The organism is Coleofasciculus sp. D1-CHI-01 (assembly GCF_040218875.1).
GTDB lineage: Bacteria > Cyanobacteriota > Cyanobacteriia > Cyanobacteriales > Coleofasciculaceae > Coleofasciculus.
Map to the genome: position 1 here is coordinate 1 of NZ_JAVJQP010000196.1, position 15,066 is coordinate 15,066.

At 47.3% G+C, this 15,066-nt stretch carries 12 protein-coding genes; 5 read left to right on the forward strand and 7 right to left on the reverse strand.

The window, feature by feature from the left end; all coding sequences use genetic code 11:
* The first annotated feature begins 314 nt into the window (after nucleotides 1–314).
* Nucleotides 315–1,187 carry a fructosamine kinase family protein gene (locus RIB93_RS32680; protein WP_446379521.1) on the forward strand — a complete coding sequence of 291 codons (873 nt, stop codon included), beginning with the start codon at nucleotides 315–317 and terminating at the stop codon, nucleotides 1,185–1,187.
* Nucleotides 1,188–1,346: 159 nt separating this feature from the next.
* Here the strand turns inward: RIB93_RS32680 and RIB93_RS32685 are convergent, their stop codons facing one another.
* Nucleotides 1,347–3,677 carry a PAS domain-containing protein gene (locus tag RIB93_RS32685; RefSeq protein ID WP_446379523.1) on the reverse strand — a complete coding sequence of 777 codons (2,331 nt, stop codon included), beginning with the start codon at nucleotides 3,675–3,677 and terminating at the stop codon, nucleotides 1,347–1,349.
* A gap of 255 nt (nucleotides 3,678–3,932) precedes the next feature.
* On the opposite strand from RIB93_RS32685, the gene RIB93_RS32690 reads away from it, so the two are divergent.
* On the forward strand, nucleotides 3,933–5,480 hold the full coding sequence (locus RIB93_RS32690) for an Ig-like domain-containing protein (RefSeq protein WP_446379525.1): 1,548 nt from the start codon (nucleotides 3,933–3,935) through the stop codon (nucleotides 5,478–5,480).
* Between the two features lie 52 nt (nucleotides 5,481–5,532).
* Nucleotides 5,533–5,742 carry a hypothetical protein gene (locus tag RIB93_RS32695; protein ID WP_446379527.1) on the forward strand — a complete coding sequence of 70 codons (210 nt, stop codon included), beginning with the start codon at nucleotides 5,533–5,535 and terminating at the stop codon, nucleotides 5,740–5,742.
* Between the two features lie 34 nt (nucleotides 5,743–5,776).
* On the opposite strand, the gene RIB93_RS32700 is transcribed toward RIB93_RS32695, so the two are convergent.
* Together RIB93_RS32700 and RIB93_RS32705 are read right to left on the reverse strand one after the other, a co-directional pair.
* Nucleotides 5,777–6,499 carry a GUN4 N-terminal ARM-like repeat domain-containing protein gene (locus RIB93_RS32700; RefSeq protein WP_446379529.1) on the reverse strand — a complete coding sequence of 241 codons (723 nt, stop codon included), beginning with the start codon at nucleotides 6,497–6,499 and terminating at the stop codon, nucleotides 5,777–5,779.
* A 239-nt stretch (nucleotides 6,500–6,738) separates the two neighbouring features.
* A complete protein-coding gene (locus tag RIB93_RS32705; protein ID WP_446379533.1) occupies nucleotides 6,739–7,452 on the reverse strand; it encodes a response regulator transcription factor in 714 nt (237 codons plus the stop codon).
* A 572-nt stretch (nucleotides 7,453–8,024) separates the two neighbouring features.
* On the opposite strand from RIB93_RS32705, the gene RIB93_RS32710 reads away from it, so the two are divergent.
* Nucleotides 8,025–9,446, forward strand: a complete 1,422-nt coding sequence (locus RIB93_RS32710) for an NADP-dependent isocitrate dehydrogenase (protein WP_446379535.1) — start codon at nucleotides 8,025–8,027, stop codon at nucleotides 9,444–9,446.
* A 286-nt stretch (nucleotides 9,447–9,732) separates the two neighbouring features.
* Here the strand turns inward: RIB93_RS32710 and RIB93_RS32715 are convergent, their stop codons facing one another.
* The 4 genes from RIB93_RS32715 to RIB93_RS32730 all read right to left on the reverse strand — a co-directional run bounded on the left by RIB93_RS32715 (nucleotide 9,733) and on the right by RIB93_RS32730 (nucleotide 13,829).
* Nucleotides 9,733–10,806 (reverse strand): hypothetical protein, encoded by a 1,074-nt coding sequence (locus RIB93_RS32715; RefSeq protein ID WP_446379537.1) that lies wholly within the window; start codon nucleotides 10,804–10,806, stop codon nucleotides 9,733–9,735.
* Between the two features lie 247 nt (nucleotides 10,807–11,053).
* Nucleotides 11,054–12,196, reverse strand: coding sequence for an LptF/LptG family permease (locus RIB93_RS32720; protein WP_446379539.1), 1,143 nt, complete (start codon nucleotides 12,194–12,196; stop codon nucleotides 11,054–11,056).
* An 82-nt stretch (nucleotides 12,197–12,278) separates the two neighbouring features.
* A complete protein-coding gene (gene lptB / locus RIB93_RS32725; RefSeq protein WP_006098580.1) occupies nucleotides 12,279–13,007 on the reverse strand; it encodes an LPS export ABC transporter ATP-binding protein in 729 nt (242 codons plus the stop codon).
* 327 nt (nucleotides 13,008–13,334) lie between these two features.
* Nucleotides 13,335–13,829, reverse strand: a complete 495-nt coding sequence (locus RIB93_RS32730) for an LptA/OstA family protein (RefSeq protein ID WP_446379541.1) — start codon at nucleotides 13,827–13,829, stop codon at nucleotides 13,335–13,337.
* 396 nt (nucleotides 13,830–14,225) lie between these two features.
* Here RIB93_RS32730 and RIB93_RS32735 point away from each other — a divergent pair, with 396 nt between their 5' ends.
* Nucleotides 14,226–14,834, forward strand: a complete 609-nt coding sequence (locus RIB93_RS32735; protein WP_446379543.1) for a gamma-glutamylcyclotransferase — start codon at nucleotides 14,226–14,228, stop codon at nucleotides 14,832–14,834.
* The last annotated feature ends 232 nt before the right edge of the window (nucleotides 14,835–15,066 follow it).

Consider the following 15,066-nt stretch of genomic DNA (forward strand, 5'->3'; position numbering starts at 1 on the left):
ATCAATGCTTTGAGCCATATTGACAGTGGATAAAGTGCAAGGAAATGGGGTAGCATCCTTCATAAGTATGGCATCACCTTGCTCAGGTAAAATGTACCCTTGCTCCCCCAGCTCCCCCAGCTTTCCCAGCTTCCCCAGCTCCCCCTCACCACAAGACTTATTCAGCAGCCCCTAATTGTCTTACGGGATCACGGGGAAAGGCAGAAGGTTCCAGGGCAGAGGATAGAAGGCTCCACGGAAAAAGAATTCAACGTCGATCCTCCTTTCTGATAAACTGACGTTGGAAGTCTGCCGCCAACCTACCAATATCAACGATGTGGACAGAAATAGCTGCCCAGATTAGCCAAGTCACAGGCAAACCCTTTGAAGTCGTGAACCGCCGTTCGGTGAGTGGCGGCTGCATTAATCAGGGTTGTGCGTTAATCGGTGACGATTCTACCTATTTTGTCAAGACTAACCAAGCCTCTCAAGTCAGTATGTTTGAAGCAGAGGCGTTGGGATTAAAGGAAATGCTAGATACCCATGCGATTCGAGTTCCGCAACCCATCGTCTATGGTGTCGCTGGAAATTCGGCGTATATTGTCCTAGAGTGGCTGGAATTTGGCGGTGGGAATAGTGAATCCTGGGTAGAAATGGGACGCCAGCTAGCGGCGATGCATCAGGCGACTCCGCCTCAAGACAAAGACGGACGATTTGGTTGGAATCAAAACAACACCATTGGTTCAACGCCACAAATTAACGATTGGATGGATGATTGGGCAGAATTCTTTGCCGAACATCGATTAGGATATCAATTTAAACTAGCACGGCGTCGCGGGGGACATTTTCCGGGACAAGATCAATTATTGGCAAAAGTTCCTGAATTGTTGGATCATCAACCCAAACCCTCTTTGATTCACGGGGATTTGTGGGGGGGAAATGCGGCTATTACCACATCAGGGGAACCTGTACTGTTAGATCCGGCAACTTATGTCGGCGATCGCGAAGCGGATATTGCCATGACAGAATTGTTTGGGGGCTTTCCGGCGGCGTTCTATCGGGGGTATAACCAAGTGTGGCAGTTAGATTCGGGGTATAAGCAGCGCAAAACCTTGTACAACTTGTACCATATCATCAATCACTTCAATCTTTTTGGTGGTGGGTATGGATCGCAAGCCAATCGGATGATTGAGCAAATTATTGGATGAGATTCGGTTAAGTTGACACCAAGGAAGGCTTGCCCCCAATTTAACCGTAAAATCTCACACTCCGGCGACTAATACCAAGTTGCAGTGAAAGAGGTAATCTGTCATGCTGAGTGGAGTCCGGAGCGAAGCGGAGGAACGAAACGAAGCATCTGCGGAACCCTACAATAAGGGAATTTCCACCACAAACTCTGTACCGCATCCGGGTGCGGAGAAGCAATGTAAATTTCCCCCATGTTTGTCTACGACAATTTGATAGCTAATCGATAATCCTAACCCTGTTCCTTCTCCTACAGGTTTTGTGGTAAAAAATGGGTCGAAAATTTGTTCCTTGATGTGTTCAGGAATGCCACAACCATTATCAGCAATGTGGATCAATACAGAATTGCGCTCCGATAATTCAGTCCGAATCCATATCGTCGGCGTAGGAGCATGATCAGGAAAAGAGAGTTCTGTTGATGCTGAACCCTTATTCTTATACCCTTGTTCATCCCCGGAATTGAGAGCATCAATGGCATTATTCAGCAAATTCATAAAGACTTGATTGAGTTGTCCTGGATAACAGTCTACAGATGGCAACTTGCCATAGTCTTTGACGACTTGGATAGTAGAAGCGTCCGGCTTTAAGCGGTGCTGCAAAATTAACAGCGTATTCTCCATCCCTTGTTCAACATCCATGCATTTACGTTCAGCTTCATCCAGGCGGGAGAAATTCTTTAGGCTACCAACTAACGTTTCCAGACGGTTAACCCCGAATTGCATGGAACTAAGAAGTTTGGGCAAATCTTCTCGGAGAAATTCGATATCAATGTCCTCAGTTAAGGTTTCAATTTCTGGTGCAGGTTGGGGATAGTGCTGTTCATAGAGTTGCACTAACTCCAATAAATCTTGAGCATATTGATTGGCATGATAAATATTCCCAGAGATAAACGTAATCGGATTATTAATTTCATGAGCAATTCCTGCTACTAACTGTCCCAAACTCGACATTTTTTCATTTTGAATCAGTTTAAGTTGAGTCTGTTTAAGTTCACGCAGAGTTTTTTCAAGCTGGGTGGCTTTTTCCTTCAAGTTTGTTTCCGACTCTCGCAAGGCGGCTTCAGCGGCTTGGCGTTCCTTGAGTTCAGCCGAGACTTGCTCAAACAATGCCGCTTGCTGAATTGCCATGCTTAACTGAATACTAAGTTTTCGCACACATTCAATTTCCTGTTGCTGCCATTGTCGCACTTCCGAACAGTGATGGGCAACCAGTAATCCCCAGAGCTTTTTACCTTGTAGAATAGGGGCGACTAAGCTAGCCTGAACCTGAAGATTTTCAAGTAATTCAATGTGACAGGGGCTTAAATTGGCGTTGTAGATATCGTCAATAACTCGAATATAACCGTCTTGATAGAGAAGCGATGTCACGTCAGGATTCTTAAAAAAATTGTCCTCAATGGTTGTGCCGACAATTCTCATCCACCCACCGCCAACTGACTCCACATCAACGGTTCCTGCCCAATCTGGGTCAAACCGATAAATCAGAGTGCGATCGCACTTTATAAATTTTCGCACTTCTGCGACGGCTGTATTCAGGACTTCATTCAGATTCAAGGATTGGTTAATTCGCTGATTTATACAGCTCAAAAGCCGTTCTTGCTTGGCTTGTTGCTTTAATTGCTGTTCAGTTCGTTTGTTTTGGGTAATGTCACGGAATGACCAAATTCTGCCGTAGCACGTTCCTGTAGCCGATAAAGCTGGCGTGGAATAAAGCTCGAAAATTCGTCCATCAGTTAGCTGAATTTCATCCTTATGAGTTAGTGGCGGATGCTGTTCCAGATATTCGACTTTACTAAACACTTTTAGCGGTTCAGCAATTAAGGGCAACACACATTCTAAAAATTCCTCTTTATCGGAGGATTTCATCATGTCATCAGGAACCTGCCACATTTGGCAAAAGCGAGAATTGTGATTAATGATTTGACCATTGGGAGCAATGACAATGACACCATCCGGATCAGCTTCTTGTTGCGCCTTTAATAAAGCATGATTGCGCTGAAGTTCCTCTTGGGCTTGCTTTTGAGATGTAATATCAGTCTGAACGCCAACAAAATAGATCACGCGCCCCTTGGCGTCTCGAATCGGTGAGATCGCTAGCTCATTCCAAAAGGGTGTCCCATCTTTGCGATAATTCTTAAGGACTACCTTCACCTCTTGCTCAGTTCGTAGAGCCTGACGGATTTGCTCAACCACCTGCGGATCAGTATCTGCGCCTTGCAGGAAGCGGCAATTGCGTCCAACCACCTCTTGACGAGAATAGCCGGTAATTCTCTCGAAGGCGGGATTGCAATAGATAATCGGCAGATCCGGTTGGCAAGCATCGCTGAGGACAATGCCACAGCTTGCTGCACCGAGGATACGCTCATCTAAGCAAAGTGGTTCCACAGACAATTTATCCGGGGTACGGGTATCGAAAAGGCGACTTGTTGAGGGCTGATAGAGGTGGGAAATCATGGCAGTAAGTCAGCAACGTGTAATATATGCAGGGGTCGAGGCGTATTCTCCTTAATTTAAAAACGCCTCACAATAGATTCAATACACCCAAAGGATGAATTTACAGAACTTTACAGATTATTTAATATAAAGATTCGGTAACAACACCCTGTTTTATCCGGACAAGAGTCAGTAGAGAAAGCCTGCACCCTATATGGTTACTGTCTGGAGGGAGATTTAGACTAGAATGCTAGAGCAAAAGGTGTGATCGTTGAAATGACTGCTCCAACCTTACCATCTAAAAAATTTCTCCAACCCATTGATCGTCTGGCTTTGATAATCATGGTAGTGTTAAGTCTGTTTATTGGCATCGTGCTATTGACAGGCGATACCACTCGACCTAGAGTTAGGGATTTCAGTTGGCAGGACAAATACGTCAGTGCAGAGGATACGGCGTTTATTCTAACCTTTAGCCGTCCGATGAACCACGCCAGCGTAGAAGCGAATCTCAAAATCACGCCAGTTTTGCCAGAGGGTGAGGTGAGTCCCTCAGAGATACCGCCAATCGAGGGCAAGATTAGCTGGGCGGGGCGAAAAATGGCGTATACGTTGCTTTCGCCGATTCCCTATGGTAATGACTATCAGGTTCAGCTTCAGGGCGCAAAGGAGAAAATACCAGGAGTTGAAGAAGACGGTACCGTCATGGAACCGTTTCAGGCAACCTTTCACAGTCGCGATCGCGCTTTTGCTTACATTGGCGTTGAAGGAGAGGAACAAGGGCGGTTAATTCTCTATAATCTCACCCAACAGCAAAAAACGCTGCTGACACCTGCTGATTTGGTAGTACTGGACTTTCAGCCCTATCCAGGGAGCGATCGCATTTTATTTTCTGCCAATGATCGCCAAAATCAGGCAAAGGGGTTACTCACGGCACAACTGTACACCGTAACCACAGGAATGTCGTTTCTCTCTCCAGATCAGCGTTCTCCGGCTCAGCAAACCCCTGGTAAGCTGGATTTGGTCTTAGATAGCCAAAACTATCAAAATCTGCAATTTGACTTATCCAGAGACGGACAAATCATTGTGGTACAGCGAGTGAATCGAGAAGATCCCGCTGACTTTGGTCTGTGGATGATCCCCGCTGATGGCGAACCCCAACCCTTAGAGAATCAACCCGGTGGGGAATTTTTAATTGCCCCAGATAGTGCCTCATTAGCCGTAGCGCAAGGACAAGGGGTGGCTATTTTGCCCTTAAACGCCGACGCCGAACCTCTAGACTTTCTGCCCAAATTTGGTCAAGTTCTCAGCTTTGCCAGCGATGGTGCAGCAGCGACAATGGTGAAATTTAATACCGACTATACGCGATCGCTGTTTTTGGTCAATAATCAGGGAACTGAGGAAGAACTCCTCCGCACAACCGGTTCGATTGTCAACTGTGAGTTCGCCCCCAGTCAGGAAACCCTCTATTGTCTCCTGACGCAACTGATTCAAGGGGAAGAGTATCGCGAGGAACCCTTTATCGCCGCCGTTAATCTCGACACTGAACCCGATAGTGAGGAGAGTCCAATACAACCCTTAGTCGTTCTGCCAGAACAGCGTGATATTCAACTGAGTTTATCCCCAGATGGTTTAGCCTTATTATTCGATCAGGTAGCCACCCGACCCGCCTCAGCCATTGACAGTTTAAGGAACGACGAAGGACAAGCGATCGCAACTGGACGTCTTTGGCTATTGCCCTTAGATGAATCTATAACCTCAGAAACACCCGTACAACTACAACCTGAGCCATTATTACCAGGATTTCTCCCCCACTGGCTACCGTAGCAGAGGGAGCAGGGGGAGCAGGGGGAGCAGAGGGAGCATGTAGAGACGTAGCATGCTACGTCTGGGAGCAGGGGGAGCAGGGGGAGCAGAGGGAGCAGGGGGAGCAGAGGGAGCAGAGGGAGCAGGGGGAGCAGGGGGAGCAGGGGGAGCAGGGGGAGCAGAGGGAGCAGGGGGAGCAGAGGGAGATGAGAAACCTGTAGGGGCGGGTTTCACCTCTATCATTTGTGGTCACCCGAATGTAACTAAACCCGCCCCGACCTAGCCGTTAAATTACCACAAATGCCAAATGACCAACTTTAACTTAACCACGCCGGATGAGACAGCAAATTGGCAATAACCCGGACACCGCGTAGCTGATTAGAAAGCGGTAGATGACCTTTGGGGGCGCTGAGATCCCAGGTAAACTCATTGGGGTATCGAGTCCAGCTATTCCCGGACTTCCAGCCAATTTTGGGCCACAGTTTTTCCCAGTTTTTGCCCACAGACAGCCAAATTTCCCGCTGCACAGAAAATCCAAATTTACCTTGAGAGTGAATCACCCACAGAGTATTAATCGTCTGTAAATCGGGAATCGGGAACCTCTCCACTTCGGAAAAGTACAACCATTTGCGCTGTACAGCAGCAGACCCAGCCAACTCACAAAGTTTCTCCAATGTCAACCTATCCGCTGCCTGAAACTCTTGCTCGGCAAGTAACTGTTGTAGGGGAGCGTAGTCAATATCCCGTTCAGACAACAGGGGAACAATTCCGGTCGGAAAATGGTTTTGTAGGAACTCCTCAGTTTTGGCAGTCTTTGCCTGATAAAGGGCTTGGTATGCCAAACCGACACTGAGACTGGGAGGAGTTGAGGATTGCGCTTGCAGAAAGTCCATCAAAACATCTAAACCAGCATCCCCCTGATTCACCAGTTCTGGAATAAGCTGGAGTTGTTTTTTCTCAGAACTCGACTCGAGTTGGCTAGTCAACTCGGCAAGCTGGTTAGAGGTTTCGGGTACAGAGGCACTCGTTTGGTCTATCATGAAGCGACGTGTTTGAAGTTGCGGCAACTGATCCTATTGTCGAGGCAAAGTGGCTCGCTTGAACGCCTGAAACTCTAAAATTGACAAGATTACTTTAGAACATCGGTCTAATCACCTCACTTAGCAGTAAAAAGAAGTCACCCGCTTCCAGACGTGCTATGAACATTGCGCCCCATCTCCCCCTGCTCCCAGACGTAGCATGCTACGTCTCTACATGCTCCCCCTGCTCCCCCGCCTTCCTAACCATTGCTCGGAGCTTGATAACCTTTTTCATAGGCAAAACGAATAAGCTGAGCGCGGTTCCCCAGCTTTAACTTATTTAGAATACTACTTAGGTGGGTTTGAACAGTACGTGGACTGATAAACAAGCGATTGCTGATTTGTTTGTTCGTCAATCCTTGAATCACTTCCCAAAACACTCGTTCTTCTGCAGGTGTCAACGGTAAAGGCGTAGGGGTGACAGTTTCTTCTTCCTGGGGTGCTGGAACCTCGGTCGCTTGAGCGGTTTTGGCTTGGTTCGCTAACTCCGTGACAGCAGAACTGGCATTAAGCTGCATCAACTGAACAATCAGAGCATGGATACGACGGGTTCTCTCAAGCTGAGCCTCGATTTTAGCCGCTAATTCTCTAGGATTAACCGGCTTAATCAGATAATCATCCGCGCCGATGGAGTGACCGTGAATCCGGTCTTCTAGTTCTCCTTTGCCTGATAGAAAAATAAACGGCATCAGTTGACCGGATGGAGTCGCCCGCAGACGACGGCAAAATTCTATTCCATCCATCTCTGGCATCATCACATCAGAAACCACCAAGTCCGGTGGATTTTTAACACAAGCCTCCAAAGCTTCTGCCCCAGAACTCACCTGTTGAACCTGATATCCCATATTTTCCAGGGCGCGTGTCAGAGTAATGCGTAATGTTCTATCATCATCAACCACTAAAATTTTTTTCATCGTTGGTCGTCAGTCATGGATCAAAAGGTTGAAGGTTAGGGTGGTGAGACGCTTTCCCTTAGAACGTCCTTCCTTGGGCAAGAAGCGTCCAGACAGGAGCAGGAATCAGGAGCAAAAAACTCAGTGTTGGTAATAGCCTAGCGACTTCAGTAGCGTATTGCCACAAACATTTAATGACAAGCCAACCTGAGGACAGATGAACCAACCCTCTGTCATCGGCTACCCCATCACACAGTCGGGTTAACGCCGAGCTAGGCTCTATCGAGTAACATAATGCGCCACGATAGCCAACACAGATGCTTTATTCCAGCATAATAGTTGAGTTCAGCGAGTGTCTAAACCCTAGGCTATCGAGTCCAAGCTTGTAGCTGTGCCTTTTATAAGGGGTAATGAGTAAGGGGTAACTCCTGAAACGTCCGTTATCTTTGTTACCAATTTCTTGCTATTTTCGTCCTCATTCGACAGCAATCTGCAAAAAAACTTAATAAAGTTCCCAGCCGCCAAGAGATCTGGTAACTTTTTCGGAGCATCAATAATTGTGATGCTGATTTAAACCTTAGCGAAAGAGTTTTATGTACGAAAAAATCACACCTCCAGATACAGGGTCTCGCATTACCTTCGAGGATGGCAAACCCATTGTTCCTGATGATCCGATTATTCCCTTCATTCGGGGAGACGGCACAGGTGTCGATATTTGGCCCGCCACCCAAAAGGTTATTGATGCGGCGGTGCAAACGGCGTATGGTGGGAAGCGGAACATTACCTGGTTTAAAATTTATGCCGGTGATGAAGCCTGCGACAAGTACGGCACGTATCAATATTTACCGGAAGACACCTTAACCGCGATTAAAGAATACGGCGTTGCGATTAAGGGACCCTTAACCACACCAATTGGTGGAGGTATTCGTTCGCTCAACGTCGCCCTGCGTCAAATTAATGATCTCTATGCCTGCGTGCGTCCCTGCAAATACTACTCAGGGACACCCTCGCCCCACAAAGAACCCGAGAAACTAGATTTGATTATCTACCGGGAAAACACAGAAGACATCTACCTGGGAATTGAGTGGCGTCAGGGAACCGAAATTGCCGACAAACTGATTTCAATTCTCAATAACGATTTTATTCCAGCCACGCCAGAACATGGCACAAAGCAGATTCGCCTTGACTCAGGGATTGGGATTAAACCCATCAGCAAAACCGGTACTCAACGTCTGGTTCGTCGCGCCATTGAACGCGCCTTAAGCTTACCTAAAGCCAAGCAAATGGTTACCTTGGTGCATAAGGGTAATATTATGAAATACACCGAAGGTGCATTTCGAGACTGGGGATATGAACTAGCGACCACAGAATTCCGGGCGCAATGTGTTACCGAACGAGAATCTTGGATATTGAGCAATAAAGAACATGACCCAGATATCAGCCTCGATGACAATGCCCGTAAGCTTGAACCTGGTTACGATGCCCTGACACCGGAAAAGCGGGCTGAAGCGACGGCAGAAGTCGAAAGTGTTCTCAATGCCATCTGGGACACCCACGGCAATGGTCAGTGGAAAGAAAAAGTCATGGTCAATGACCGGATTGCGGACAGTATTTTCCAACAAATCCAGACTCGCCCGGATGAATACTCGATTCTGGCGACGATGAATCTGAATGGGGATTATCTGTCCGACGCGGCGGCTGCCCTGGTAGGAGGTTTAGGCATGGGACCCGGTGCCAATATTGGTGACACCTGTGCAATTTTTGAAGCCACCCACGGCACAGCACCCAAGCACGCGGGTTTAGACCGAATTAATCCCGGTTCACTCATCCTATCGGCGGTGATGATGTTGGAATATATGGGATGGCAAGAAGCGGCTGACCTGATTACACGGGGAATTGGCGGTGCTATTTCTAATCGGGAAGTAACCTACGACTTAGCCCGGATGATGACCCCACGGCTTGAGTCCCCGTTGAAGTGTTCTGAATTTGCCGACGCAATTATTAAACACTTCTAGTCCCTCATCGGATGGTTAAATAATAGTGCCAGGTAGAAGTGGTCAAAGACTTCTGCCTGCACTAAGTCGTAGGACAGTGCGATCGCGCCTTAAATCAGATGGGTTTTGTTATCGGGTTGGGAATTAATCAAAAATTTAGGTGGGGATTAGGGCGGGTTTCGTTGTGGGGTTTGAGGTGGGTTTACTCATTTAATCCCTAAACCCGCCCCTACATATTGGGAATGCGATCGCACCTTGAAAATCAACAGCAGCACTGCCTTTTTAGACATGGAAGGCGACGAGGCGACTAACGGGGTGCATTTAGTTGTGAGCGATTGAGCTGACTCTCCTGCAATCCTGGTGTAATGGGTGTCGGATTATTTCCGGCGCTAGGAACATTATTGGGTTGAATCGGATATTGTCCAACATTAGCGGAGTTGCCAGGTGCTGTAGGTATCACAGGAGAGGTGGTGACACCCGTTGCTGGGACTGGAGGGGCAGGAACGGAGGGATACATGGGCTGTCCCGCACCGTTGTAAACGGTTCCATTCGGTGCCACTCCTGTGGGATAGGTGGGCTGTCCGGCACCATTGTAACCCGATACCGTCGGTACAGAAGCCGGAGGGTAGCTAGGCTGTATCATCCCACGGTTGGTTGTCGTCCTTGGCGTCGTTAGTGATGGAACTCGGGTTTGTTCACTCGTTCTAGAGGTTGGCACGGTTTGACTTTGATTTGTATCAGAACGTTGCGTCAGTTGCTCAGAATTTTGATTGTTCGTTTGAGACGCCTCAGTTCCTGACACCTCAGTCAATTCTTGGAAAGCATTCGCAGAAGTCGTTTCTGAGTTTGACGACGAAGGCTCAGAACTTAACATATTTGGGTCAGGAAAGAGTCCCTTCCCCGATAAAATATCCCCCATGAGAAAGTCTTGTGAGGCTTTGGCGAAGGGATTGCTGGAGCTTGGTTTTGACTCAGCAGCACTATTTAGGATTGAGGGAGTAGAGGTTGACGGCGGTTCGGGTACCGATGCGGTCAAGGAATTTTTTTTGTCTCCGGGCTTCTGGTTCGGTAGATTAGCCAACGCTAGAGCATTCTGTTGGTCAAATTCCTCGATGAGGACTGCCGAACTGTCAATATCTGCCATGTTAGCGGCAAGTTCTTCAGCCGAAAGTGTTGTCTCATCCGTTGAGTTCTCAAATTGCTCGCGGATTGGGTCTTCTTCCAAAAAACTCAACCAATCGGGATTCTGCCAATATTCCCAGACAAACAACACGATTAAGCCAAAGCCCATGACTGATAGCCAAAATTTGGGTTGCCTTAAGGGTTGAAGTCGGGCTTTTAAATAGCGCAGATACGCAGGCACTTGATTGGGAGATGACATAGCGCAAGCCGGTAGTATGATTTGACAAAAATTGAACGAACCGAGTCAGAATAAGTAGGATAATGTAACTTTTGTTACAGAAATATTTTAAAGGATTGATTTTTTCTGAGTAAACGGTTGGTTCTGTAGTGCAACCCACTAATTATATCCAATCTGATAGACTCTGCGACTCACCCGTTCGGACAGGTTATAGCACAATGCTGTTCGGTTGAGGGGTTTGCAGGTTTAGGGTTTGGAGACCAAACCCCTACCGGGCGGCTCGAATTAACAAAAATCCGCCAACCGCAAACCCCATCAGATTGGGCAACCACGCCGAGATTAAGGGGGGGAGGTAGTTACTTAATCCTAGAGCATCTCCGATCGCCATTAGCATATAATACGCAAAAATCACTAACACGCTAATCCCAAAGCCTGTGGCTTTACTGGTACGCTGAGGTTGATTGCCTAATGATCCCCCAACTAAGCCAAAAACAACGCAAGCAAAGGGTAATGCAAATTTTTGACTGATGCGGATTTTGAGTTTGCGAATGTCCTCCTCATCCCCACTCTGGCGCTCTAACTCTAGACGTTCTCTGGCTTGAGTGATGTTCATTTCATCGTAATCGCGGTCTTTTCTCGCCAAATCCAAGGGAATGCGAGGTAATTGTAGTTGTTGGTGTTCAAACCGCACGATGTTACGGTAGGAGGCATCCGGTGACACTAAATAAATCGTACCGTTATAGAAATCCCAAGTACTTTGCGCTATATTCCATATTGCGGAATCAGCGGTGACAATTTGGTTAAGACTTTGCTGAGACCAGTCGAGAATGGTTAAGCCCTTCATCCGCTCACCATCAAAATTTTGAGCGTAGAATAAGCGCTTGAGTGTTTTATCCTCTGCATATTCTCGATAGAAGATATTGCGCTCTTTGAAGGTGGGTTTTTCCTCTCCTAATGCCTTTTCTAAGGTTATCGTTGCTTGATAGTTAGAGGCAGGGACAACGTATTCATTAAATCCAAAGGTCATGCCAGTCACAACTAAACTGAGTAATAACGCGGGTAGCACTAGGCGATAAATACTCACCCCGCAGCTTCGCAACGCAATCAGTTCACTGTCGCTAGACAGACGGCTGTAGGTCAATAAGGTGGCTAACAAGACAGATGTAGGAAAAGCATACGCCATGAACTGAGGTAAACTCAACAGCAGCACTTTCAGCACTAATGTGGCTGGTAGTCCTTCATCCACCGCTCTCCGCATCAAGTCAAATAAGCTACCAATCGTTACCCCCACTGAGGAAAACATTCCCATCCCAAATAAAAATGGGGGAATGAGTTCGGTGATAATATAACGATCCATCACCGATACGCCAGGAATAAATGAGAAAAGAGGTAGAGATTTACGGATCGTCATTCGTCATTCGTCTTATGTCATTCGTCTTATGTTTATCTATGGGTTTGAGGGCTATTTACGAAACATCGAGAAATAGCCAGGATTATTTTTGAAACTCATCACCCAAGTAATATTGTCGCACCAACGGGTTGTTGTAAAGTTCTTCAGCGCTACCCGATGCCAGAATTTGCCCATCTCGCATGATATAGGCGCGATCGGTGATGGCTAGGGTTTCGCGAACATTATGATCCGTAATTAAAACCCCAATTTCGCGATCGCGCAACCGGGCAATGATTTTTTGGATCTCAGCCACAGCTATCGGATCAACCCCAGCAAAAGGTTCATCTAAGAATAAAAACTTGGGTCCTTCTACGCCTGAAGCTAACGCCCTTGCCAATTCGGTGCGACGACGTTCACCCCCAGAAACCCGCCTCCCAATCGTATTCGCTGCTTTTTCTAAGCCAAACTCTTCGATCAACGTTCGTAACCTCCAGCGCCATTCTTGACGCGGTACACCCGTTTGCTCTAACACCAGTCGAAGATTATCCCGAACTGTCAGATTCCGAAAGATACTGGGTTCTTGCGCCAAATAGCCAATCCCAAAACGCGCCCGCTGGTGCATCGGCTGCTTGGTGATGTCATTATCATCTAACCATACTGTCCCTTGATTCGGTTTTTCGAGACCAATAGCAATGTAAAAGGTGGTCGTTTTTCCCGCACCATTTGGACCGAGCAGCCCCACAACTTCCCCTTGTGCCACCGATAGATTGACGCGGTTAACGATAGACTTCTTGTTATAGGATTTATGAATATTCTCTAAAACGATTTTCAAGAATAGCTACCTCAGTTGGAGAGTTATGTAATGTGTACAGACGTGCCATGGCACATCTGTAGGGGCGGGTTGTACTATTATCGTTTCCTTTTGACCCAGATGTAACTAAACCCGCCCCGACCAAGTTTTTAGTCTGTAGGGGCGGGTTTCACTACTATCGTTGGCTGTCACCCAGATGTAACTAAACCCGCCCCGATTAGTGTTCAGTTGAAGGGTACTGACTGGTATGCTGGTGGCCCCTTGCGAAGTCGAAACCCACCCTACGGTATCTCAAGGGTTTCGGCGCTAACGAATAACAAATGACAAATAACAAATAATAAATAACAATTATGGATCACTGACTGGAGTTTTGAACACAGGTTTGGGATTAAAGGGAGGAGTTACAGGCGGCGCGACAGGTTGAGTTGGAGCTTCTGGATCAGACACAATGTAGATCGATTCAACCTGTTGTTCCGTTTTCGGTAGAGCAACAAAGCGCCCTTCATCAATTAAATAGGTAATCGTTTCACCGCGCAGACTATTGCCTTGTTGCAAAACGTAAGCATTCCCCGTGAGAACAATACGCCGTTCTCGACTAAAATATTGAGCTTGAGCCGCCGTTGCCTGAATTTGGCGAGCCGGATAATCAATTTGTACATTACCCCGTGCTGTGACAACGCCAGTTTGGGAATTCGCTTCTTGAATATCTGCCCGAACCGTGATAGCACGTCCATCCCCAGTTTGGGCTTGGGCATCTTTGAGGGGAGTCGGAAGCGCGATCGCTCCCATAAGGCTAATTGGCAGTATCAGCGCTATGCCTAGACGCCGCTTCAGGTTAGCCATATCGGATAAGCAGGACTTCATGAGTTCAGGGGTAAGTAACGCCAAAGTTTGCAATCTTGCTGTGGATAGTGTACGCCAAATTTTCGGGGTAAGCCTAGAGATTCTTCTGACTCGAAGACACCAGGCTGCTTATAGAGGCGATTGGTCAACTCTGTTGACGAGTCAGCACTTGCCAATGTTTCTCCTCTTTAGCGTGTTGTACTACCCACATTTATGATACCGCCTGCGTTCGTGCGATCGCCGTTGCAATTATGTTGCAATTATACCAACGGGGTTGATTCAGGATTGAGCTACACTGATTTAATATGAAAAATCGGCTACAGTTCGTTCCCCTGACTTAGTTGACAATATATTGCTTAAGCCTTTGCCGTTTAGTATTGTAGTCTTTAGCCAGCGATGACAACTCAGCCTCGCGATCGTCAAGATTCACCCTCACCGTCTCTTGAACCGTCTTCACCCGTAGCTAATGTGCTACAGTTCCCTCAGACAGAGCCAACCTTTTACTACTTTGCCTATGGCTCCTGTATGTGTCCTGTTGATTTAAAGCGATCGCTAGGTGAAAATACTCATGCTTTCGTCCTAGGTTCAGCCGTTCTCAACGGATATAGACTGGGATTTAACCGCAAGTCAGCACGGCGGAACTGTGGTGTACTGGATATAGTCCCCGATGTGAACGATGTGAACGCAACGGTTGAAGGCGTCTTATACCGCTTACCTGAGCGATTTAGTGATCCTCTTGATCACCGGGAAGAAGTACCCCGTGGTGGCTATCGACGAGAAACCATAGAAGTGTCTTGTCAAGGACGAATCTATCACAATGTCCGGACTTATGTGGTTGTGGAAAAATTAGCCGAAGAATTAGCACCGAACGATTGGTATTTTAATGTTGTGCTGCGTGGGGCTATTACTTGTGGGCTAAGTGAATCTTACTGTTGGCAACTCTTTAACCACATGCACCAGCTTCAACAGCGTCACTGGCAAACCCAATCCTTACGTTCGGCGTAGTCAGCACCTCCGACAAGAATCGGGTGATTGTGCGTTTATCATCCCTCCCTTCTTTTCCTACTCCCTTCTGACTCCCCTCTGACTCCCCTCTCCCAAGCTTGGGAGAGGGGCTGGGGGTGAGGGCTGCTATTGGTGTTAACTTAAGGTGAAAAGCTCGGTTGAGCAAGGGTGTCGGGTGTCGGGTGTCAATTGTCTGTTGGAAGCTAAAAAACCTAACACCTACCACTGATCC